At 52.6% G+C, this 21,764-nt stretch carries 23 protein-coding genes and 1 pseudogene; 5 read left to right on the forward strand and 19 right to left on the reverse strand.

The features are described 5' to 3' along the window. Window positions 1-119: 119 nt before the first annotated feature. Complete coding sequence (locus ACFO1S_RS03885; protein ID WP_204604358.1) at window positions 120-584, reverse strand: glutathione peroxidase; 465 nt, start codon at window positions 582-584, stop codon at window positions 120-122. 45 nt (window positions 585-629) lie between these two features. Beyond that, the gene (locus tag ACFO1S_RS03890) at window positions 630-1,073 is read right to left on the reverse strand and encodes a MarR family winged helix-turn-helix transcriptional regulator (protein WP_204604359.1); all 444 of its coding nucleotides are present in this window, start codon (window positions 1,071-1,073) and stop codon (window positions 630-632) included. Window positions 1,074-1,250: 177 nt separating this feature from the next. Between ACFO1S_RS03890 and ACFO1S_RS03895 the strand changes: the two genes are divergently transcribed. After that, entirely contained in the window at window positions 1,251-1,727 is a 477-nt protein-coding gene (locus tag ACFO1S_RS03895) for a glutathione peroxidase (protein ID WP_204604360.1), read from the forward strand. 68 nt (window positions 1,728-1,795) lie between these two features. Here ACFO1S_RS03895 and fur read toward each other — a convergent pair whose 3' ends face one another. The 4 genes from fur to ACFO1S_RS03915 all read right to left on the reverse strand — a co-directional run bounded on the left by fur (window position 1,796) and on the right by ACFO1S_RS03915 (window position 4,829). Next, window positions 1,796-2,248 (reverse strand): ferric iron uptake transcriptional regulator, encoded by a 453-nt coding sequence (fur, locus tag ACFO1S_RS03900; RefSeq protein ID WP_204604361.1) that lies wholly within the window; start codon window positions 2,246-2,248, stop codon window positions 1,796-1,798. Window positions 2,249-2,320: 72 nt separating this feature from the next. Beyond that, the gene (spoIIM, locus tag ACFO1S_RS03905; RefSeq protein WP_378126303.1) at window positions 2,321-3,004 is read right to left on the reverse strand and encodes a stage II sporulation protein M; all 684 of its coding nucleotides are present in this window, start codon (window positions 3,002-3,004) and stop codon (window positions 2,321-2,323) included. A gap of 45 nt (window positions 3,005-3,049) precedes the next feature. Next, window positions 3,050-4,258: an endonuclease Q family protein gene (locus tag ACFO1S_RS03910; protein ID WP_378126305.1), complete on the reverse strand. Its 1,209-nt coding sequence runs from the start codon at window positions 4,256-4,258 to the stop codon at window positions 3,050-3,052. Between the two features lies 1 nt (window position 4,259). Beyond that, window positions 4,260-4,829, reverse strand: a complete 570-nt coding sequence (locus ACFO1S_RS03915) for an NUDIX domain-containing protein (RefSeq protein WP_204604363.1) — start codon at window positions 4,827-4,829, stop codon at window positions 4,260-4,262. Window positions 4,830-4,950: 121 nt separating this feature from the next. Between ACFO1S_RS03915 and mciZ the strand changes: the two are divergent. Next, window positions 4,951-5,043, forward strand: a pseudogene (gene mciZ / locus ACFO1S_RS03920) (Z-ring formation inhibitor MciZ); the annotation flags it as partial. A 149-nt stretch (window positions 5,044-5,192) separates the two neighbouring features. Here mciZ and ACFO1S_RS03925 read toward each other — a convergent pair. Continuing rightward, window positions 5,193-6,323, reverse strand: a complete 1,131-nt coding sequence (locus ACFO1S_RS03925) for a M20/M25/M40 family metallo-hydrolase (RefSeq protein ID WP_204604365.1) — start codon at window positions 6,321-6,323, stop codon at window positions 5,193-5,195. A gap of 73 nt (window positions 6,324-6,396) precedes the next feature. Here ACFO1S_RS03925 and prli42 point away from each other — a divergent pair, with 73 nt between their 5' ends. Then, the gene (gene prli42 / locus ACFO1S_RS03930; RefSeq protein ID WP_204604366.1) at window positions 6,397-6,492 is read left to right on the forward strand and encodes a stressosome-associated protein Prli42; all 96 of its coding nucleotides are present in this window, start codon (window positions 6,397-6,399) and stop codon (window positions 6,490-6,492) included. Here the strand turns inward: prli42 and lipB are convergent. The 5 genes from lipB to lpdA form a co-directional block, all read right to left on the reverse strand. Next, entirely contained in the window at window positions 6,455-7,147 is a 693-nt protein-coding gene (gene lipB, locus ACFO1S_RS03935; protein ID WP_204604480.1) for a lipoyl(octanoyl) transferase LipB, read from the reverse strand. The genes prli42 and lipB overlap by 38 nt on opposite strands. A 115-nt stretch (window positions 7,148-7,262) precedes the next feature. Then, window positions 7,263-8,633: a dihydrolipoamide acetyltransferase family protein gene (locus ACFO1S_RS03940; protein ID WP_204604367.1), complete on the reverse strand. Its 1,371-nt coding sequence runs from the start codon at window positions 8,631-8,633 to the stop codon at window positions 7,263-7,265. A 36-nt stretch (window positions 8,634-8,669) separates the two neighbouring features. After that, a complete protein-coding gene (locus ACFO1S_RS03945; protein ID WP_204604368.1) occupies window positions 8,670-9,656 on the reverse strand; it encodes an alpha-ketoacid dehydrogenase subunit beta in 987 nt (328 codons plus the stop codon). Next, the gene (locus ACFO1S_RS03950; protein ID WP_204604369.1) at window positions 9,647-10,684 is read right to left on the reverse strand and encodes a thiamine pyrophosphate-dependent dehydrogenase E1 component subunit alpha; all 1,038 of its coding nucleotides are present in this window, start codon (window positions 10,682-10,684) and stop codon (window positions 9,647-9,649) included. The genes ACFO1S_RS03945 and ACFO1S_RS03950 overlap by 10 nt, the downstream gene beginning before the upstream one ends. A 188-nt stretch (window positions 10,685-10,872) precedes the next feature. Next, window positions 10,873-12,303, reverse strand: a complete 1,431-nt coding sequence (gene lpdA, locus ACFO1S_RS03955; protein WP_204604370.1) for a dihydrolipoyl dehydrogenase — start codon at window positions 12,301-12,303, stop codon at window positions 10,873-10,875. Window positions 12,304-12,648: 345 nt separating this feature from the next. On the opposite strand from lpdA, the gene ACFO1S_RS03960 reads away from it, so the two are divergent. After that, the gene (locus ACFO1S_RS03960) at window positions 12,649-13,578 is read left to right on the forward strand and encodes a transposase (protein WP_204604371.1); all 930 of its coding nucleotides are present in this window, start codon (window positions 12,649-12,651) and stop codon (window positions 13,576-13,578) included. 338 nt (window positions 13,579-13,916) lie between these two features. Here the strand turns inward: ACFO1S_RS03960 and ACFO1S_RS03965 are convergent, their stop codons facing one another. Together ACFO1S_RS03965 and ACFO1S_RS03970 are read right to left on the reverse strand one after the other, a co-directional pair. After that, complete coding sequence (locus ACFO1S_RS03965) at window positions 13,917-15,167, reverse strand: DHHW family protein (RefSeq protein WP_204604372.1); 1,251 nt, start codon at window positions 15,165-15,167, stop codon at window positions 13,917-13,919. Window positions 15,168-15,181: 14 nt separating this feature from the next. After that, entirely contained in the window at window positions 15,182-16,591 is a 1,410-nt protein-coding gene (locus ACFO1S_RS03970) for an MBOAT family O-acyltransferase (protein ID WP_204604373.1), read from the reverse strand. A 158-nt stretch (window positions 16,592-16,749) separates the two neighbouring features. Between ACFO1S_RS03970 and ACFO1S_RS03975 the strand changes: the two genes are divergently transcribed. Beyond that, window positions 16,750-17,094, forward strand: coding sequence for a DUF2627 family protein (locus ACFO1S_RS03975; RefSeq protein ID WP_204604374.1), 345 nt, complete (start codon window positions 16,750-16,752; stop codon window positions 17,092-17,094). Between the two features lie 62 nt (window positions 17,095-17,156). Here the strand turns inward: ACFO1S_RS03975 and ACFO1S_RS03980 are convergent, their stop codons facing one another. From ACFO1S_RS03980 to ACFO1S_RS04000, 5 genes are all read right to left on the reverse strand, one after another. Beyond that, complete coding sequence (locus ACFO1S_RS03980; protein WP_204604375.1) at window positions 17,157-17,456, reverse strand: hypothetical protein; 300 nt, start codon at window positions 17,454-17,456, stop codon at window positions 17,157-17,159. Window positions 17,457-17,539: 83 nt separating this feature from the next. Further along, window positions 17,540-18,652 (reverse strand): sensor histidine kinase, encoded by a 1,113-nt coding sequence (locus tag ACFO1S_RS03985; protein ID WP_378126308.1) that lies wholly within the window; start codon window positions 18,650-18,652, stop codon window positions 17,540-17,542. Then, the gene (locus ACFO1S_RS03990) at window positions 18,642-19,340 is read right to left on the reverse strand and encodes a response regulator transcription factor (protein ID WP_204604377.1); all 699 of its coding nucleotides are present in this window, start codon (window positions 19,338-19,340) and stop codon (window positions 18,642-18,644) included. Before ACFO1S_RS03990 ends, ACFO1S_RS03985 begins: the two co-directional genes overlap by 11 nt. A 210-nt stretch (window positions 19,341-19,550) precedes the next feature. Beyond that, entirely contained in the window at window positions 19,551-20,747 is a 1,197-nt protein-coding gene (locus ACFO1S_RS03995; RefSeq protein WP_204604378.1) for a peptidylprolyl isomerase, read from the reverse strand. Window positions 20,748-20,820: 73 nt separating this feature from the next. Continuing rightward, entirely contained in the window at window positions 20,821-21,702 is an 882-nt protein-coding gene (locus ACFO1S_RS04000; RefSeq protein WP_204604379.1) for a helix-turn-helix domain-containing protein, read from the reverse strand. Window positions 21,703-21,764 lie beyond the last annotated feature (62 nt).

Below are 21,764 nucleotides of genomic sequence, written 5' to 3' on the forward strand. Positions count from 1 at the left end.
TAAAAAATGCGACTCTATTCCCATAACTGGAATAGATGTCGCATTTTTTATACTCATAGCTAAGTCTTACTAGAAAATCGTAAGTTCTTCAGTGGCCTCGATGGGGTCTCCCTTCTTTGTTAGGCTAACAGCTGCTCGATATCCGGCGCGATCTCTTGCGGCTTAACCGCGGAATCGTATTGCTTTACCGGCTTGCCTGCCAAATCCACTAAAAACTTAGTGAAGTTCCACTTGATCTCCCCGCCGGTTTCCTTCGTCAAGTACTCGAAAATCGGATCAGCCTGAGATCCCTTCACCTCCAGCTTCTCGAAGATGGGGAACGTAACGCCGTAATTCAAGCTGCAGAACGCCTCGACATCCTGCGAGGTTCCCGGCTCCTGTCCACCGAACTGGTTGCAGGGGAAACCCAGCACGACCAGCCCTTTATCCTTGTATTGCTCATACAAGCTTTGCAGCTCGGCATACTGAGGTGTAAACCCGCATTCGCTGGCGGTGTTGACGATCAGCACAGGCTTGCCCTCGTATTGGCTCAATTTCACTGTCTCTCCGTTAGCTTTACGGGCTGTAAATGAATAAATGGACATGTAGATTTGCCTCCCTGAGCAGGTTTTATTGTCTTCGTATAACTGTTAAGAGGATATCCTCTGCACTTTCTCCAGCATTTCTGCGATTTGTTTCCTCAGCGCCTCCGCTTCCTGCGGGGTCACCCCGGCTTGGCAGAACAGCTTGGCTGGAATATCCCTGGCCTTTTCCTTCAGACGAATGCCGTTCTCCGTCAATGCGATAATTACGCTACGCTCGTCTTGAGGGTCTCTAGCCCTCGTCACCAATAACATATGCTCAAGCTTCTTTAGAAGCGGAGTTAAGGTTCCGGAGTCCAGAAACAGGCGTTGACCCAAATGCTTGACCGTCACTCGATCTTCTTCCCACAGCGCCAGAAGCGTGACGTATTGCGTATAGGTTAGGCCCAGCTCTTTCAGAAGTGGGTGATACAGCTTCGTGATTTCCCTGGCGCACGCATACACTGTAAAACAAAGCTGATTGTCTAATTTTAAGATGGAATCGTTATCCATTTCGAGCCCCCTTTCCTTATGGATAACCCAAGTAAATTGCATGCAATTTAATCGCCTTACTATAGCATTTCCTTGTTATTCTGTCAAAGGATTGACTTTTATTTTATATTGTATACAATTAAATTTATATCGATTCATCAAAGGAAATTAAATTCGCTGTCAAGGAGGCTTCCTTTTATGTCGCTGTATGATATTCCAGTCAAAACAAACCGTGGCGAATCTGCGGACTTGTCCACCTACCAAGGACAAGTGATGCTCATCGTGAACACGGCCAGCAAGTGCGGATTCGCTCCGCAATTCAAAGGCCTGCAGAAGCTGCATGAACAGTATGCGGATCAGGGCTTGGCCGTGCTGGGCTTCCCAAGCAACCAATTCGCCAATCAAGAGCCGCTGGAAGGAGAATCTCTCGCGGAGCATTGTCAGCTCAACCATGGCGTCAGCTTTCCCCTGTATGCCAAGATTGATGTGAAAGGCAGCGAAATCCATCCCCTTTACCGTCATCTGACGAAGGCCGCTCCCGGATTTCTCGGGTCCAAGACAATCAAGTGGAACTTTACGAAATTTCTTGTCGATCGGAACGGCCGAGTCGTTAAGCGCTTTGCCCCAACGGTAACGCCGGAGAAGATTGAGAAGTTCGTTCAGAAGCTGCTATAGTCCTCTCGAAAGCACAAGACAGCTGCGACTCCCTGCCTTAGAGCTAGGGAGTCGCAGCTGTCTTGTCTTTATTCTTCAGACTCTTTCGCTTGGCATTTGGCGCAAACGCCTTGAAAATCCAAGCGATGGTCCAATACGCTGAAGCGGTACTCTTTCTCGAGGCGTTCCTCGAGCGGACCGAGCCAGTCCTCCATGATCTCCGTCATGGAACCGCATTTCACGCAGATCAGATGATGGTGATGATGCTTGTTGCTATCGGTGCGCAGATCGTAACGCGCAACACCGTCGCCGAAATTCATTTTTTCCACGACATGCATTTCGCTGAGCAGCTCAAGTGTACGATAAACGGTCGCTAGACCGATTTCGGGCGCTTTGTCCTTGACGAGCATGAATACATCTTCAGCGCTTAAGTGATCCTCTTCGTTTTCGAGAAGCACCCGAACCGTCGCTTCCCGTTGCGGAGTCAGCTTGTAGCCCTGAGACTGCAACTGCTGTTTAATTTTTTCAATGCGGGCTTCCATAGTTTCCCCTCCGGTAGCTGGTGCACTTCCTTCCATTATAGGATGAGCTGCTAGATGAAGTCAAACTTCATATCAAAAAATAGAAGATAAGGGGAGATTTTCTTGAGTCGCGACGCTCGGTGCGATTTTTTGCAGAAGTGCCGGCGACACGAAAGCCTCATAAAGCGAAACAAAACTCAACAGCAGCAACAAGGCGAGCGTTACCGCCGTGTGCGCAATAAAAGGAGGCAGCAGTTGGCCTTTACGCCGGAACAGCCGCTCCTTCACGACAAAATAAGCGAAGCGTGCTGCGGATAGACTCGCGACCATCAGCGCCGGAATGACGACGGCATTTTGCGGCGCGGCCGCGACAAGGAAGAACCACACGCCTTTCCAGGCCAACTGCTGCGCCATTAGGGCAACCGCGAAGCCGATCAGTACGCCCTTGAGAAAATCGAGCAGAAGCACGAGCGGCGCCCCTATGACCGAGAGACCCAAAAACCAGATCAGCAACAGCCATTTGCCGTAGAACAGAAAACTATCCCGAAATGCCGTTCCGGGCGAGAATTCGCTTGCGTCCTTCATGCTGGCCATATAGACGCCAAGCTCGTCCGCAAGCTCCTGCTGCTGCTCCAGCGTCAATGCATTGACCAGCAGCGTTCCGAAGATCGCCCCGACGACGACCAGAACACCCAAGAACACATAGAGATTAAGATTTTGACGTGTCGACAAATTCCATATCCGGAAGTTCACGGCTTCAACGTCCCCCTTGTCCAACTCACTCTGGCTCCTGTGCCTAAGTGTATGATGGACAAGGCTTGGTTATGATTGACGAATGCTGCCGTAGCTTCCGCCGCTTCCGGAGGTAAATTCGATTCGCCCCGATCTCGCCGCCATAATGAGCTCGGCGATCCTCTCGCCTGTTACGGCGGCTATCGCTTCGGGAGAGATGCGATGAAGCACGTCCATCTCCGTCCCTACCTCTGCAAATAGCCTGTCGCGTTTTGCCGGACCGATGCCCGGAAAGAAAGAGAGCGGTACCTGCGGCCGATAAGGCGGTCGCGCGACATGTCCCGACAATGGAGGCCGATCCGCCAGCTGCCGGATGCGGCCGGCTACGCCTCGCGTAATCCTTTTGCTTCCGCAGTCCGGGCAAGCGGATAAAGCCTCGTCGGCACCCGACAATACGCGATGACAGCTTGCGCAAGAGGTTCCGTGATATTTGCCCAACTCCGGGTGAAGACCGTAATTTGCGAGAATTCCGCGACCCTCCTGCGCCTTGAGCGCTTTGCCAAGCTCCTTGAAGGAAGGCATTCGCAGAACCAATTCGTTGCATTCTCTGCCGATCATCGCGGGGGAATGAGCATCCGAGTTCGTAAGGAACGGATATGCATCGAGCCCGGACAAGCGTCCGGCCATGTCCGTATCGGCACTTAAGCCAAGCTCAATCGCTGCGATTCCAGACGGGTCGAGTCGATCGGCAAGCCGGTCTGCGGAGCAGCCCAGCAGCCCTCTGTGAGGAGTAAACACATGCGCGGGAATCAGCAGCCCCCCACGCGCTGTTAACTCCCGCTGCAGCTCGCGGCCGGTGACGCGGATACGTTGGGAGCTCAGCTGAATGTTGGTCACGCGAGGCGACATCCAGGCAGTCCACTCTTGCATGGCCTGAAGATTAGGCAAGTAGCCCAGCAGATGATAGGGACCGCCCCCCTCCTCCTTGACCTCCATCTCTGCGCCCAGCAGAATCGTCGTGTTCCGATAACGGATACCGCCCTCGGCAACCTCCTCCATCTCGCCGGAGTGCAGGCAGCTCATAATTTCCCGCTGTACCGCTGGTGAGTGGCAATCGATTACCCCAATCAGCTCGATCCCTTTGCGCTCGGAAGCCTCTCGGGCGATCTGACGAAAAGTCAAATTTTTGCTGCCGCTGATTTTGACAGCCTGCCCTTCCTGCGTTCGTCCGATATGCACGTGCAGATCGGCGAAAAACGGTGACAATCCTTCGGCAGGCTGCGGTTCAGACATACGCATCTCAGAACGAGCCTGTCATCGTATACATCCGCCACGCGTAGACGGCCAGCAGCGTTTTGGCGTCGCAAATTCGGCCTTCCGCGATATAAGCCTGCGCCTGCTCAAGCGTAATCGCCTCGCAGGTCAGAAACTCATCGTCGTCCAGGTGCGCCGCCCCCTTCTCCAGGTCGTCGGTGAAATACAGATGCAGCACTTCCTCCGCGAACCCTGGCGAAGTAGAGAACGAATGCAGATGGCGGATGCTGCGCGCCCTGTAACCCGTCTCTTCCTCCAGCTCGCGCAGCGCCGCTGCTTGCGGCTCCTCTCCCGCATCCAGCTTGCCTGCCGGAATCTCTACCTGCATCTTCTCCAACGGCTTGCGGAATTGCTCCACGACCAGCATCTTGCCCTGGACTAGGGCGACAACAGCCACTGCCCCGGGATGGCGGACAATTTCCCTTGTCGCCGTCTCTCCGTTGGGAAGGCGAACCGTATCTACTTGCAGAGAGATGATGCGGCCCTGGAATATCGGCTTGCTTTCCAGCGTTTCTTCATGGAACGGATGGGGTACCGCACCGTTTTTTTCACTCATAACCATTCCTCCAGTGCTATTCTTGTTCTTCCGCGCATACCTTCAACGTAAAAGGGAAGCTTGTCCAGCAGTGGCTACACGCCGCCGCAGGAAGTCGACACTATCGGGAGGCTGATGTCGGATGCTCAAAAAGTATCAATCCCCCAGCAAGCTGCGGTTGGTGGGCAAAGCTTGGGAAATTCGCCATGCTCTTCGTCAAACGAAAAAAAATCACGGGGGACATACGACACTCGCCCGCCTGCTAGCCGCAAAGAATTCTCCTTAAAGCCCTAATCCGTCCTGCTTAATGGGGAAAGAAAAGCGTCCTATGCAAAAGGCAGCTGTCCGCAGCCTAGGCCGCGGCGCTGCCCTCTTGCCGATTCATTAGCGATTCAGCGTCTCGTTTACGATTGCAAGGACAAGCTCTGCCGTCTTCGCCAGATCGTCTGCTTTAATCTGTTCCTTCGTCGTATGGATATGCTCGTAGCCGACAGCCAGGTTTACGGTCGGCACGCCGTTGCCATTGAACATGTTGGCGTCGCTTCCCCCGCCGGACGAGAATGTCCGAGGCGTAAGCCCGATCGCCTCGATCGCCGCTTTCGCGACTTGCACCACTTCATCCCGATCGTCGTGAGAATAGGCCGGGTAGATCGTGGTCGATTCGAACTCGAACTCCGCGCCGTAATCTCGTGCCGCGCTGGCTACCGCTTCGCGCATCGACTCAACCTGGGCGTCCATCTTCTCTTGAACTTGGCTGCGAGCCTCGGCGTAGATACGAATCCTGTCGGTGACAATGTTCACCTCTCCGCCGCCTTCGAATCGACCGATGTTGGCCGTCGTCTCGCTGTCAATACGACCGAGCCTCATCCGGGATACCGCTTTGGATGCAACCTGAATGGCGCTGATTCCGTCCTCCGGATTCACTCCGGCGTGGGCGGCCTTTCCGCGTATCGTAATCGTCTGTCGGGAATTCGTCGGCGCGGATACCGCAATCGCTCCGATCTCTCCGTTGGAATCCAGCGCATAGCCGAACTTCGCACGCAATCGCGAGCCGTCCATCGCACGTGAGCCGATCAGCCCCGATTCTTCGCCGGTCGTAATGACGAACTGAATGCCGCCGTGAGGCAGCTTGTTCTCCCGGATCACGCGCAGCGCCTCGAACATGGCTGCCAATCCGGCTTTGTCGTCCGCGCCGAGAATCGTTGTCCCGTCACTGCGAATGTAGCCGTCCTCATCGAGACGGGGCTTGATGCCTTTGCCCGGAGAGACGGTATCCATGTGAGAAGTGAACAAAATCACAGGCACGGCTTCCTGGCCGGGAGTCGCATCCAGCCACGCAAACAAATTGCCTGCGCCATGGCCGATAGTCTCCGCCACGTCATCCTCCGTGACTTGAAGTCCTAAGGCTTCAAACCTCGCGATCAGCGCCTTGCTGATTTCCGCCTCCATCCTCGTCTCGCTGTCGATCTGAACCAATTCCATAAATTCGGCCAATAGCCGTTCTTTGTCGACCATATTCGCTTTCCTCCTGACGTTGTATTCGTTACAATATGGGTGTAAACAAGCCTATATTGAAAGGATGTTAATCATGAATAAACGCCTTTTTAAGATCGTCGTGTATACCACTCTGGCGGTGATGCTCGTCTCTACCCTGCTGATGAGCCTAGGAAGCTTGATTCAGTAAGGATCGGGTAATCGAATACTTCCGCAAAATGAGGAAGAATGCGTCTTCCGATCTCTGCCACGCCTAACTCGGCTCCGGTCAGCGCTTCCAGCGACGTGATTCCGTATTCCGCTATTCCGCATGGGACAATGCCCGAAAAGCCGTCCGCTTCCACGTTCTTCTTCACGTTAAACGCAAACCCGTGGCTTGTGATGAAGCCGCGCCGGGTTCGCGCTTTATTGAACTTGACGCCGATTGCGGCAACCTTCCTGTCGCCGACCCAAACGCCGGTATATTCGGGCTTCCTGCCGCCTTGTATGCCGTATTCGGCAAGCAGCTTGATAATACTTTCTTCCAGATTCCTTAAGTATTTGTGGAGGTCGAGTCCATCGGCCTCCAAATAGAGCAGCGGATATCCGACCAGTTGTCCAGGACCGTGATAGGTTATGTCCCCTCCGCGATCAATCTCGAAAACCTCGATTCCCCTGCGAGCCAGCTCTTCACTGCCATACAGCAAGTGCTCGGGATGGCGGTCCGTGCCGATGGTGTAAGTCGGCGAATGCTCCAGCAGCAGCAGCGTATCCTCTCGGTCCTGACGATCAATTTCTTTGACGAGCTTCTTCTGGAGCTCCCAGGCTTCCCCGTATTTCAGCCTCGACAGCCATGTGTGTTCCATTTTCCTCACCTATGAGACCCTCCTTCCCGCAAGCTCCTCCATTATTGTAGCTCATCTGTTCGTTCAAGAAAACCCGACGCATCGCCTGGGCGATACGCCGGGTTAACCGCCGACCTCAATAGATTTTCGTATCCAGATTGTACCCTTCCAGGTTTTCCTTGACTCGCTGCAAGAAACGGCCGCAGATTACGCCATCCAGTATACGATGATCAAGAGACAAGCAGAGGTTCACCATGGAGCGAACGCCGATCATATCGTTGACGACGACCGGCCGCTTCACGATCGATTCGAACGTAATGATCGCCGCCTGAGGGTAATTGATGATCGGCTGGGTCAAAATCGAGCCGAAGGACCCCGTATTGTTTACCGTAAACGTTCCGCCTTGAATGTCGTCCAGCTTGAGCTTCTTGTCGCGGGTGCGTCTGGCAAGATCATCGATTTCATGGGCGAGTCCCGAAATGTTTTTCTGATCGGCGTTGCGAATGACCGGCGTGACGACCGAATCCTCCGTTCCGACAGATAGCGAAATATTAATGTCCCGCTTTACGATAATCTTGTCCACAGCCCATACGGAGTTCATGATCGGATAGTCCTTGATCGCGTTAACGACGGCCTTGATCATGAAGGGCATATAGGTCAGATTGATGCCTTCGCGATTATGAAATTCGCCCTTTAGCTTGTTGCGCAGCAGAACGAGATTCGTTACATCGACTTCAATCATCATCCAGCCGTGCGGGATTTCGCTTACGCTTTGGCGCATTCGTGTTGCGATCGTATTGCGAACCGGCGTCACATCGATGAAATACTCGCCGCGACCGGGCAATTCCTGGCCTTCCACTTCGATGGACGGAATTCGCGGGGACTCAGACAGGTGAATCCCCGATGAACGAACGGGAATTTTCGGGTCCATCGGCGTGATCGGTACAGTTGCGGCGGCGGGAACAGATGCAGGGTTGACGGGAGCCGCGGCAGACGGCACATTCCCGGAAGACGCCGCTTCCAGCACGTCCTTGCGTGTAATTCGCCCGCCTTCCCCGGTACCGCGAATCCGGGCAAGGTCGATGCCATGCTCGGCTGCCAGACGCTGCACTGCAGGAGAGTAACGATGCCTCATCGGGGCTCCTGCGTCGAATCCGGCTGCGGGCAGGTTAGTCGTCGCTGGCCGTGCTATGGCGGAATCGGCTATCGGTGCTGCAGGAGAGCCATGATCCTGCGTCTTGGCAGACCCCTCCGACTCCGCTTCGACTTCCGCAAGACAGATCGGTGCGCCCACCTCCACTGTCTCGCCTGCCCCGACAAGATGCTTGACGAGCTTTCCTTTTACCGTGGATGGCAGCTCCGCATTGACTTTATCGGTAATAAGCTCGCAGATCGGCTCATACATGTCTATCGTATCTCCAGGCTGCTTCAGCCACCTGTCGACAGTCGCGGATACCAGGGATTCCGCGAGCTTAGGCATCATAATTTCAACTATTTTTTTAGCCATTTGGTACTATTCCCCTCTCCAAATCCGGTAACCCGCTCAATAACGCGCTAGCTCAAGCATCGCCGACTTCAGCTTTTCCTTGTTCAGCATAAAATGCTTTTCGCCTGGAGGATTGAACGTGGTTGCCGGCGCATCTGGACCGCATAAGCGGCGAATCGGAGCGTCAAGGTCGTAGAGAAGCTCTTCTGCGATGATCGCACTTACCTCGGCTCCAACTCCGCCCGTTTTATTGTCCTCGTGCACAATCAGCACTTTGCCTGTCTTGGACGCCGCCTCTAGAATGGCTTCACGGTCCAACGGCTGAATCGTCCGCAAATCCAGAATATGCGCCTCGATCCCGTGCTCTCTAGACAATTCCTCTGCGGCCTGCATCGCGAAGTGGAGGGGCATGCTGTAGCTTATAACCGTCAAATCCTCGCCCTCGCGCATCACTTTCGCCTTTCCGATCGGCACGACGTACTCTTCCTCCGGCACTTCGTCGGAGATAAGGCGATAACATTTTTTGTTTTCGAAGAAGAGAACGGGATCCGGGTCCCTTATCGCCGCTTTCAGAAGACCCTTCGCATCGTAAGCCGTAGCCGGGGCCACGATCTTCAGGCCGGGAGTTCCGAAAAATACCGATTCCGGGCATTGAGAGTGATAAAGTCCGCCGAAAACGCCCGCGCCGATCGGAGCGCGAATGACGACGGGACACCCCCAGTCGTTATTGGAACGATAGCGGATTTTGGCCGCTTCGCTAATGATCTGATTGGTCGCTGGAAACATAAAATCCGAATACTGCATTTCGGCCACCGGCTTCATCCCGGCCATCGCCGCGCCGATTGCGACGCCGGCGATGGCGGATTCCGCAAGCGGAGTGTCCAAGGCTCGAAGCTCTCCGAACTGCTGCTGCAGCCCTTTGGTCGTACCGAACACTCCGCCCTTGAGGCCGACGTCCTCGCCTAGGATGAATACTTCGCCATCCCGCTCCATTTCTTCCTTCATCGCGAGCCTGATCGCTTCGATATATTCAATTACCGGCATGTTTCGTCCTCCCCGCTCTCCTCCGCATAGACGTAACGGAAGACATCCTCCGTCGTTTGGAAAGGCGCCTTGTCCGCATATTCGGTCGCTTCGTCAAGCATCGCGCGAATTTCCTTCTGGAGCGTCTCTTCTTTTTCATCCGACCAAAGACCAGAATCTATCAAATACTTCCTGAATTCAAACACGCCGTCCTTGCCCTTGTTCCGCTCTACTTCGTCTTTCGTACGATAAGTCATATCGTTGTCCGTGTTCGAATGCCCCGTAACCCGGTATGTCAGTATTTCGACCAACGCCGGCCCCTCGCCCGCCAACGCGCGTTCGCGCGCCTCTTTGAACACCCGATACACTTCCAGAGTATCGCTTCCGTCTACCTGAATGCCCGGAAACCCGTAGCCGAGCGCACGATCGCTGATGCGTCCGCGCGTTTGCTTGGACATCGGCGTCGAAATCGCATATTGATTGTTCTGACACACGAAAATAACCGGAAGCTGGTGAACGCCCGCGAAATTGCATCCTTCGTGAAAATCTCCCTGATTGCTTGAGCCTTCGCCGAACGAGACGACAGCCACGGAAGGCTCCTTCCGCATTTTGGCCGCCAAGGCGAATCCCGCCGCATGCGGAACCTGTGTCGTGACTGGACTCGATCCCGTCACGATTCTCAACCGCTTGCTCCCGAAGTGCCCTGGCAACTGGCGGCCAGCGCTGTTCGGATCCTCGGCTTTGGCGAACAGGGACAGCATCAATTCCTTAACCGTCATGCCGACCGCCAGCACGAACCCGTAGTCCCGGTAATAGGGCAGAAACCAGTCGTGCTCCCGATCCATCGCGAACCCCATCGCGACCTGGGAAGGCTCCTGGGTAATTCCGGAAATATGAAAGTTGATTTTGCCTGCGCGTTGCAGCAACTGCCCGCGTTCATCGAAGCGTCGGGCAAGCATCATCGTCTTGTACATGTCGACTGCGCGTTCGTTCGTAAGCCCAAGCTCGGCGTGACGAAGCGACTGCTGGACGGAACCTCTTTGGGTCATGGGCGCGTCCTCCTGCTTTGGTTTAGTTTTATAACCTGGTCTTAATACTTGAAGATAAGTCCTATTATACTCCCCTCGGAAGCAAAAAGAAACGCCCAACCCCAGTCGCCGACGATTTTTCCCCTCTAGGGATAAAAAGCTGGCGCCTCGGGGATTCCCCCTAGGGTTGAGCATACCTGTCCTATAGATTAGCCATGGTTTGCGTTGCCGTCCAAAGCAAGCATGACCTCCTGCATAACCTCCGAAAGCGTCGGGTGCGGATGAATCGTCCGTCCGATCTCCCACGGCACAGCGTCGAGCAACTTCGCCAACGAAGCCTCGGCGATCAGTTCTGTCGCGTGAGCGCCCGCCAGATGAACGCCAAGCAAATCCCCCGTCGCAGCATCCGCCACAACCTTGGCGAAGCCTTCGCTTTCTCCGTACACCAATGCTTTTCCAAGTATTCGCAGCGGGAGCTTCGCCGTTCTTATCGTATACCCCTCGGCCTTCGCGCCCTCCTCCGTCCATCCGACAGAAGCTGCCTCGGGACGAGAATAGACACAGCGTGGAATGTCCCGGTCAACTGCGCGAGACGGCTTAACGCCTGCAATATGGTCGAGGGCAACGCTTGCCTCATGCATAGCCGCATGCGCCAATTGAACGCCTCCAATGCAGTCGCCAATCGCATAGATGTGAGCTTCGCCGGTTTGCAGCGTGTGCGGGTTCACTTTAATGAATCCATTTTCGGCTTGCACATCCGTATTTTCCAGGCCCAAGCCCTCTACATTGCCGATTCTGCCGATGGACACCAGCATCCTTTCTGCGTGAAGAAGAAGCTCCTCCCCCTTAACGACCACCTTGACCTCTAGCCCGTTATCCGTACGCACGCACTGATCGGCTTGCAATGAAGCGCTCGTATGAATGACGACTCCGCGTTTCCTTAAAGCTTTGGCGATCTCGGACCCGACATCCTTATCCTCCGTCGGAAGCAAACGATCCGCGGTCTCGACGATCGTTACGCTAGTGCCGAAATCGCTGAGCATGGAAGCCCACTCGACTCCGATGACGCCGCCCCCGACGATGAGAATCGAATCAGGTCGACTTGTCCACTCCAACGCCTCGTCGCTCGTTGCAATCGTTTCCCCGTCGTAATCCAGCCCCGGCAGCCTGCGCGGGCGCGAGCCCGTAGCGATAATGACGTTTTTCGGTACAATCGTCTCCGATTCTCCATCCGCCAGCTCCACGGCGATCGCTCCGCTTTTCGGCGAGAAGATGGACGGTCCGATTATTCTTCCGTATCCGTTCACAACCTGAATCTTGTTCTGTCTCATCAGCGCGTTCAGCCCACTGTGCAACTGCTCGACGATGCTATCTTTACGGTTAAGCACCGCTTTCCAATCCACAGAAAGCGCGCCTTCCGGCATTTGTACTCCATAGGACTCGGCTTTCCCAATTGTGGCGTAGACCTCTGCGCTTCTCAACAATGCTTTGCTGGGGATGCAACCCCGGTGAAGACAAGTCCCCCCAAGCTTGTCCCTCTCGATCAGCGCCACGCTGCGGCCAGTCTGCGCCGCTTTTACCGCTGCCGTATAGCCTCCCGGCCCTCCGCCCAGTATGGCGACATCGACTTCGATTGGCATAGTTTCCCCTCCGTATGTAAGCTCACTTTCCCATTGTACCTTTTTTTGAAGACTTGAACAAAGTCCCGCGCGCAAAGCGCCATTCCCCTCTCAGGCGATCCCGCATCCAGTTCGGCGGCGGTTCAGCGCCTCTCCCCCGATTCGCACACTAAAGACATACATTTTTTCTATTTTGCCGATATCCCCTTCGCTCAGAAAAATTCACACCCCCGGATTTTCTGACGATTGGGTTGGTTTAGTGGAGAATTTAGTGGAGAAAATTCCGAATAAACTTGCCAAAGGGAACGTATGTTTGTTAAAATAAAACAAGAACACACGTTCCCTTTTCGAGGAGGCGGAGATGGAATGAGCCTTAGAATCAACAACGATAATTTCGGAGCTTATTGCGCTAAATTTTCGAATGAGAGGGCCTGTTTTCAGGCACTCTTCGACATCAAATGGCCTGACGGATACCGCTGTCCGCAATGCGGCGATCCCCGCTTCTATCTGATCTCCACACGCCGCCTTCCGTTATATGAGTGTCGCGCTTGTCGGGTCCAAACCTCGCTCATTTCCGGTACTATCATGGAGGGAAGCCGCACGCCGCTGCATCGCTGGTTTCAAGCGATTTACTTACATACGCAACTAGGGTGCGTCAACGCGCGCCAACTTTCTGCCGCCATTCAGGTGACCTACAAGACGGCATGGCTTATTTGCCATAAAATCCGTCGGGCCATGACTCATGCGGAATCCGGCAGATTCTTATCGGGCATCGTTCGGGTTTCGGATACCTTATATAGCAAACGATTGACCCCCACTTTCGAGTGGCACAATCAGGAACAGCTTCTACTTGTTGGAGCATCAGGCGATAGCAGCGAGGAGCCCGATCTGATCGTCGTCGAACATCAATCAAAAGCTAACCTCCGAGACAAATACGACTGTACCGATCCTACTCCGTTTATACATAAGCATGTCGCGCCGAAGTTTATTAAGGATACCGTCTTTACGCGTCGTTACGGCAAAAATATGAATCAAACCTTGGCGTGGATGGGCTATCATATTACATGGTGGGCAGGACGCATTTTTCGCGGTATTGGGCCGAAACATCTACAAGCCTATCTCAATCAATTTTGCTATTATTACAATCGACCTAGTCATACCCTATACGATGAGCTGCTTTCGGATTGTGTAGCTTCTCAGCGCATCACCTATAAGGAACTCATAAGATCGACAGTTTCTCGACGTTTAACCAGATGTTCGCCCAGGGCTTCCCGGCCAGCTAGCCAAACCGGATAACCGAGCTAACAACCTGACAATCCGCGCAGGATTACTTCCTTAATCTCCTCTGCCTCAGGCTCTGGGATTAACTTGACTTGCGTGGTTTTGGATTTAAGCTTGCTTCGCACTGCACTTCACTTGCTGCGCTCAGACCGTTGCGGTAAAGTGCCGTTGATTCAATAGGCCGCGTGTACGGAGCAATGACATTCTTCCTGACCGATGGGGATATCGGCAAAAGAAAATCTGTGCAGGACCTTACCAAGCGGAGCCGTCATTCCTGAGCAAAAGGGATACAGCAAAAAAGACCCCCGCAACGACGGGTTATGACACCCTCGTCCGGGGGTTGTTGCGGGCTATTAACGATTCATGCTGTCAATCAAAGTTTGAGCGAGGCCGGTATTTTTCACGACCGTCGAATTGTTCAGGAACAAGACGTCGGTAATTTTCTGTTCTTTCATAAAATCAACCATGTTGCCTTTGTAGTGACGCGGATCCAAGTAATACACCTTCTCGTAATGAGGCAGCAAAAATGGAACGAAAGCATTGGCGTATGAATCCTTAACGACAACAATCCGTTTTCCGTTCTTGTTATCGGTTTTGATTTCGCCCCAAGCGTAGTCCCCGCCTAAGAATACAGCGTAGAACGTACTGCTGTTCTTGGCATAATTCGCATCGACGACTTTTCTTTCGAAGGACTTATCGGTCGACGTATGCATCGTATACGTATATTTCGTGAATGGCGTGTAATAAACCAACGTGTCCGGATGAGCTTTAAGCTTGTCGCTCAAGGTTTGCTTATACGCCGTTCCCAAGAAATCCTTAATCTCGTTTTTCTTGTATTTATCAAGCGGCACCGCTTGCTCCCCTAGCGATTCCATAAACTTGGCATACGCATAATATGCCCCCAACGCAGACCAATGGTGATCTGTACGGAAATAAATGTACTCATCCTTGTGCGCAGCCAAGCCGCCGTAAGCGTCAACTTGACCGATCTTCGGGTCCAGAAGCTTATTCAAGCTTGCAAAAGCTTCTTTCTGGGATTCGGACAGCTTCTGAATGTCCTTGTTGTCCGAAAATTCCACCGAGGATGGAGCGAGCAAGGAGTATACGCGTACATCCGGGCCCACAGCTTTGCGAAACTGGTTCAGCGCGCCTGCATATTTCTCTGCGGCTGCAGCGGAATATTTGAAGGCGATGAAAGCTCGATCCTTCAAGATCAAATATTGGCTGGAATTCGCCGCAGTGACGGTACTGTCTCCCCCGCCGGTTTCGCCCGTTTTATCCGGCGTCGCACCCGCCATGTTGTCGCCGCCCTGTACGACGATGGAAACCCCGTTTTCGTCTGGGAAGCCTTTGAGCTCCTTCAGACTGGAGCCGACTTGAACCAACGAGGTTCTGTAAGCAAAATTATCGGCAAAGTAATTGTCGAAGTCACGCGTATATTGACCGTCAAAAAAACGCTCTACGGTAAATTCAGGCTGCTTCATAATCTCGCGCTGCTCCAGATTGGAGGATTTCTCCGAATGCGGCTTCAGCAGATTCACGATGGCAAACCCGAAGATGAAAACCAAAAACAGGATCAAGTTCAGTTTGACTTGCAGCTTCATTGTCACCCTCCTCGTCAGAAGCGATAGTAAAGAAACGGATTATAGGTGCTGCCGATGAGCAGAATCGTCGCGACGATGAGTATGGCGATGTTTAGCAGCGGCACGCCGACACCCCGGAGTCCGACACCCAGCTTCGGATTGGAATCCGCCAATTGCGTAAACAGCCATTTCATCAGAGGTGTCGACGCAATGATTGCCACGATAAACAGTAATAAGTTTTCCTTGAAATAAATTTGCAGCTCCAGATTGTACAAGTCCCGATCATACAGCCCGAACATGGTAGCCAAAGCTTTAAGCGCAGATTTCAGATCGGTAAAGTAGAACCACACCCACCCGATCAGCATCATTAAGGTTCCGTACACATGCGAGACGACGGCCCCTGCCTTCTCCAGCCATCTTCCTAGGAACATCCGCTCCAGGTAGATTAACAAGCCGAAATAAAGTCCCCATATGATGAAGTTCCAGCTTGCGCCGTGCCAGAAGCCGGTCAGAAACCAGACGACGAACAAGTTCCGCAAGTAGAATCTTCGGTTTCCGCCAAGCGGAATGTAAACATAGTCTCGGAAAAAGCCTCCAAGCGACATATTCCATCGCCGCCAGAATTCACCGGCAGACTTGGATACGTAAGGATAGTTGAAGTTCTCCCTAAGATTAAACCCGAACATTTTGCCCAAACCGATCGCCATGTCGGAGTAGCCGGAGAAGTCAAAGTAGATTTGTAGAGCGAACAAGCATACTCCAAACCAGATGCCCAGTACGGTGGCCGAGCCTGAGCTTGGATTCAGCATTAGCTCCACGCTCTCGCCGAGCAAGTTGGCAATGATAACTTTCTTGCCCAAACCGATCATAAACCTGGTGATTCCTTCGCTGAAGCCGGACATCGACACGCGAGGATTGTCGATCTGATGCTCGATATCCGAATATCGAATGATCGGACCCGCAACCAAGTGCGGGAAGAAGGAAACGTAGAGCAACAGCTTCTTCGGAGACCGCGGCGCCTTGATGGTTCCTTTATATACGTCCGTCAAGTAACAAATAATCTCGAACGTAAAAAACGAAATCCCGATCGGCAGGCTGATCTCCGGACGAGGAATGTCGAACGGCAGCACGGAATTGATATTATCAACGAGAAACCCTGCATATTTGAAGAAGCCTAAAATCCCGATATTAACGGCGATAGCAACTACGAATTGAGCCTTGGCTAACCAGGTTCCTCTATGCTTCTCTATTCCTAATGCGAATAAATAACCGATTATGGATGCGATCAGGAGCAATACGATCCAGACCGGCTCCCCCCAGGCATAGAAGGTAAAGGAAAACAAGATGAGAACCCAATTGCGATAAGTCGTGTTCTTGAATACAAAATAAACGATCAGAAGCACAGGCAAAAACAAGTATAAAAAGAACAGACTGGAAAAAACCACTTCCTGTAATCCCTCTCTTTCTCTCTATTTATCTTGTGTCATAATACCATAGCTTGATGTCGGATCATAGGGGATGACCCAGTCGAATGTTGGCACTCGTGGACAATCTTGCAGAAAATCAGTATGATTAAGAGATTGGAAGGAGGGCCTTTCATCCAATGAAATTGCTCATTCAGCGGCTGATCGCCATTCTATTGCTTGTTATTCCAGGAATTGCGGCGGCCTACGGCTTTTTGCTCATGAAAGATGCATTATACGATTACTTCGCGACCATCGGCGAAGTGAACGCGCCTGCCGTAAGCTTCTCTTGGGGCATGTTTATCGGGGGCGCAATATTGTTCCTCATCGGAATCGGGTTTATCGGAGGCTGGATTTTCTTCCGCGATCGCAAGCACAACTACTTGTCCTCGCGTTTCCGTCCGAAGGTTCCCCGTCCTCCACGCCCAGCTGCACCCGCTTCCGCCAATGTCAACCGTCCGCAAGACGACAAAAAAACGGATTAGCTCTTACCTCTGCACAGAGGACAAAGGCTCTGTCTCCCGCCTTCGAGGGAACAGAGCCTTTGTCAACCCGTAACGGAGACGGAGCCCGTCTTCTTCCTCAACGCCAGCTGCTCCAGCGCTCTGGCGACCGATCTCTGCCGCACCCTTTTCACCCGCTCCTTGTTGTCCAATACCCACAATTGCTCATCTTGAAATAAATCCAACAACGCCAGCTTCGCGGCGCTTAACGCAAGCCTCTCCTCGGTTAACAAATGAATGCAAAACGAGTAGCACAGCACTTCCAAGGATTTAAGCCGGTCTATACGATTCTTATAGTCGCTCATGTCGAGCTCCCCTTCGCGTACTGTGATATTCCGTTCCATAGTTCCCCTCCCGACGAACGATCCCATAGGTTCATTGTAGGGACAACAGCTTAAACAAACGAAAAGCAAATCATAAGATTCCCTTAAGATGGAGCGTCCTTCTCATCGGCAAGCGGCAACCGGACGCGAAAGTTCGTGCTATTCCCGTCGCTTGTCGCCGAGATCGTGCCTCCATGCTTGTCGACCAGCCCTTTGGCGATTGCCAGTCCTAGACCCGATCCCCCTTTGTTCTCGGTTCTTGACTTGTCTACCCGGTAAAAACGATCAAAAAGGTAAGGCAAGTCCGCCGCTGGAATCTCGTCGCCATAATTCACAATTTCTACAACTGCGGATTGCTTCTGTCTGTTCAAATAAATGTCTACCTTCCCGCCTGAAGATCCGTAATAGATCGCATTGGACAGCAGGTTCTCGAATACGCGCACGAGCTTGTCCGGATCTCCCTTGATCTGCAGCTCGGTGACGTTCGTAATCAAATTTCCCTTCATCTTCGCCGACTCCAAGGACAAGCGGTAATGCACAAGAAGCTGGTTCATCATTTCCACGAGGTTAAACGACTTGATGTGCAACGGAATCACATTATGTCTCATGCGCGTATATTCAAACAAATCCTGTATAAGCACGTTCAAGCGTTCTGCTTTGGCATAGGCGACCTGAACATAGTGGCGAAGCTCCACCTCGTCACGATAACGGTCCTGTTCGATTAATCCCAGATAGCCAATAATCGAGGTCAACGGCGTCCGAAGGTCATGAGATACGTTGGTTATCAGCTCGTTTTTCGTCTGCTCCGCTTTGCGCTCTTCATCCAGGGAACGTTTGAGTTCCAAGACAAGCAAATTCATATTCTCCGCAAGCAGAGTCACCTCATTGCGCTGCTTAACCGGGATGGCATCATCGAAATTGCCTTTCAAGGCAATATGCTCGACGGATTGACTCAGCTTCTCGTAATAGTTGAACCTTCTCCAGTTAAGCAAAATCATGTAGATGATGAAGAAGATAAAGCAACTGAGAATAATGAAGGGAGTGTCGCCGAACGTACGATATAGCCCCAGCAATATCGTTCGCTGGCTGTAGTTGTCGCGTGTGATTCTTTCCAATATAATGACCAGCAGATAACTCGTAATGACGGATAGAAGCGAGCTCAGCAAAATTTGCCAGACAAGTCTCCAAATCATGCGAAAGGCAATGCTAGATTTCAATTTTGTAGCCTACCCCCCAGACGGTCGTGACAAGCTTCCGCCCCATCTCTTGCTCCAGCTTATCTCTAAGCTTGCTGATGTGCACCATGACGGTATTATTGGATTCGAAATACTTTTCCTTCCACACCTGCTGAAAAATCTCCTCCGCGCTGAACACTCGTCCCGGATTGCTGGCCAACAAATACAAGATGCCGAATTCTGTGGACGTCAAGTGAATGGAGCGGCCATCCACTTCCGCAGAATGCGTCAATTTGTTGATCGTAAGTTCATTGACTTTAATTATCCCGTCCTCTTCGCCCGAAGTGGCGGATTGATGGCCGTATTGATACGCGCGGCGCAGAAGCGTCTTGACCCGTACGACAAGCTCCAGAGGGTTAAAGGGCTTCACGACATAGTCGTCGGCCCCAGTCATCAGACCCAGAATCTTGTCCATATCCTCGGCTTTAGCGCTGACCATCAAGATCGGTATGGATGCCGTTTCCCTAACGCGCCGGCACACCTCCATTCCGTCCATACGGGGCATCATGACATCCAGTACAAGCAAGTGAAAGGTTTTGTCCGAGAGCAAGCTTAGCGCTTCTTCCCCGTCATGCGCCTGTGCGGTGTCAAAGCCTTCGTTGCGCAAGTAGATATCAATCAGGTTCGCGATCTCGCGATCATCGTCTACGATCAGAATAGATTTGGACATACGGATTGCTCCTTTAGTTGCGGTGTAGTCTCCAAGACAAAGCGGCCGTCTGACGCTATTCTCTCCACTATAACTTATCCATTTGCCTTCTGTCCCACGATCGCCCAACGTTTAACACTTCTTAAGGAAGGCTTAAGGTTTGCTTTAAAAAAGCTTGTCCGCGACCGGCAATTCCGGGCGGACAAGCTGTTGGAACATTGATGTCTTCTCTTATTGCGAAGCCGCGGGCGATGCGGACGGACTGGCCGATGGGCTTGCCGAAGGACTTGCCGACGCAGACGGCTCAGAGCTTGCGGACGCCGAAGCTTCCGCCTTTTTCTTAACCAAATTTTCGTATTTTCTTTCCGTCTTGATCGAATCCAGCCAAGTCTGAGCCTCGGCCGCCATCTTCTCTTCGTAATACGCCTGCTTTACGTCTTCCTTAATCGTATCGTACTCAGGGATGACCGCTTCCTTGACATCGGTGACTTTAATGATATGGAAGCCGCTTTCCGCTTGTACGACGTCGCTCATCTCGCCCTTGGCCAATGAGAAAGCCGCTGTTTCGAAGCCGGAATTCATCATGCCGCGTCCGAAGAAGCCCAGGTCTCCTCCTTGTTCCTTGGAGCCCGGATCAATCGACTTCTCCTTCGCCAGCTCGGCAAAGTCTTTGCCTGCTTTTAATTCCGCAAGCACAGCCTCCGCTTCTTCCTGAGTGCTTAACAAAATGTGCGATGCTTTGATTTCCTTTGGCGTTGTCGCGAAATTTTCCTTGTTGGTCTCGAAATAGGTTTTCACTTGCTCTTCCGAAGCCGGGTGCTTGCTTTCAAACAGCTTCTTCAGCTTAAGGCCGGGCAGGATTTGATTGTCCTTGTACTCCGCCAGCGTTGCGCCGGATTGTGCAAGGGCTGCCTCCAAATCCTCTTCGGAAGCCATGCCGTACATTTTCAGGATGTTCTCCACTTCTTTTTTAACTTCTTCATCCGTTACCGCAATACCGGCCTTCTCAACCTCCATGTCGATAATCTTCGTCTGTGCGATATTATCGATCATCGTGCCCATTTGCTCTTCGCCGACTTGCTTGGCCAACTCATTGTAGATGTCGGACTTCTTGAGCACCAAGCCGTCCATCTCGGCGACCGTTTCGTTGATCGTTCCGCCGGTGGTGTTGCGGAAGAGAACAAAGACCAGCGCGGCAATGGCAATAACTGCGATCGCCCAAGGCACGATTCCCGAGGACGACGATCTTGCGGGCTCGGAGGCCGCAGTGCTGATTACCCGACTCTCTTCTCCGACGGTACTTCCTTGCCCGTTGTTCGCTTCCGCATGGGACGAGCCCGTTTCCCCTTTCTCCAGCCTCTTCTCCAAACTTTCATTCGTCAGGCCTTGTTCCTTATCGTTGAAATCGTTCTCGTTGCGTTCGCTCATCCCAATAATTTCCCCCTTTATTTGTAGACAACCATTACATTCATTCACTATACCAGAATTTCGAAAATAAACCTTAAAGGTTCCTAAATTTTTTGCGATAGGCAGAGGGTGTACAGCCATATACGCTTTTAAAAGTTTTGCTGAAATAGCTGAAGTTGGACAATCCTACTTCAAGGGCGACTTCAGCGACCGAGAAATCGGAATTTTGCAGCATATAAGCCGCTTGTCGAATCCGAAACTGATTTACGTATTCCATCGGCGTCTTGCGCATGAATGTCTTGAACACGCGGCTGAAGTGGCCGGCGCTCATTCCCGCCACGCGAGCCAGTTCCGACACGCTAAGCGGCAGACCGCAGTGCTTCTCGATATGGGCCACGACCGCTTTGAGCCGATCGATCGTATGCGTGTCCATCACGCTCGCAGGATCCTTAAGCTTCCATTGGCCGGCGCTGATCAGGTCCGCGAAGAGCAAATAAAGCTCCGCCTTGACACGGATTTCCTTCGCTTCATCCTCCGACTCGAAGAGCAGATACAGATGGGTTAACCGCTGCAGGGCCAGCTTTCCCCATGGCGTCAACTCGTCATACTCGGAAGGAATGACGGCCTCTCCCCGTTGCAGCGGCTTCAAATACTGCGCCGCAATTCCGTCCCGCGACCCGGTCAGCCACTCGGGATGAAATACGATGGCTCGGTACGAGCAGGATTCCTCCTCCAGCGGATAGCCGCCATGGATTTCCCCGCTGGGGATGAACAGCGCTTCACCCGTGCCGATTCGGTAATTGTGCATCCCGATCTGGAATTGCGCCTGACCGCTGGTCATCCAGATAAATTCAGCCTCTTCATGCCAATGGGTATCCAATACGGTCGCATGGGACATCCGCTCTTGTTCGTAAGTCGCAAACGGAAATTCCGGCGTTCCGTGCCGGCGATCCTCCCGCAGAGGCTTTAAGTCCATTGTTCTCACCACGTTATCATAATTTTGTTAGTATGGAGCACAAAAATGCAAGAAATTTATCA

The organism is Cohnella boryungensis (assembly GCF_042651945.1).
Lineage (GTDB): Bacteria > Bacillota > Bacilli > Paenibacillales > Paenibacillaceae > Cohnella > Cohnella boryungensis.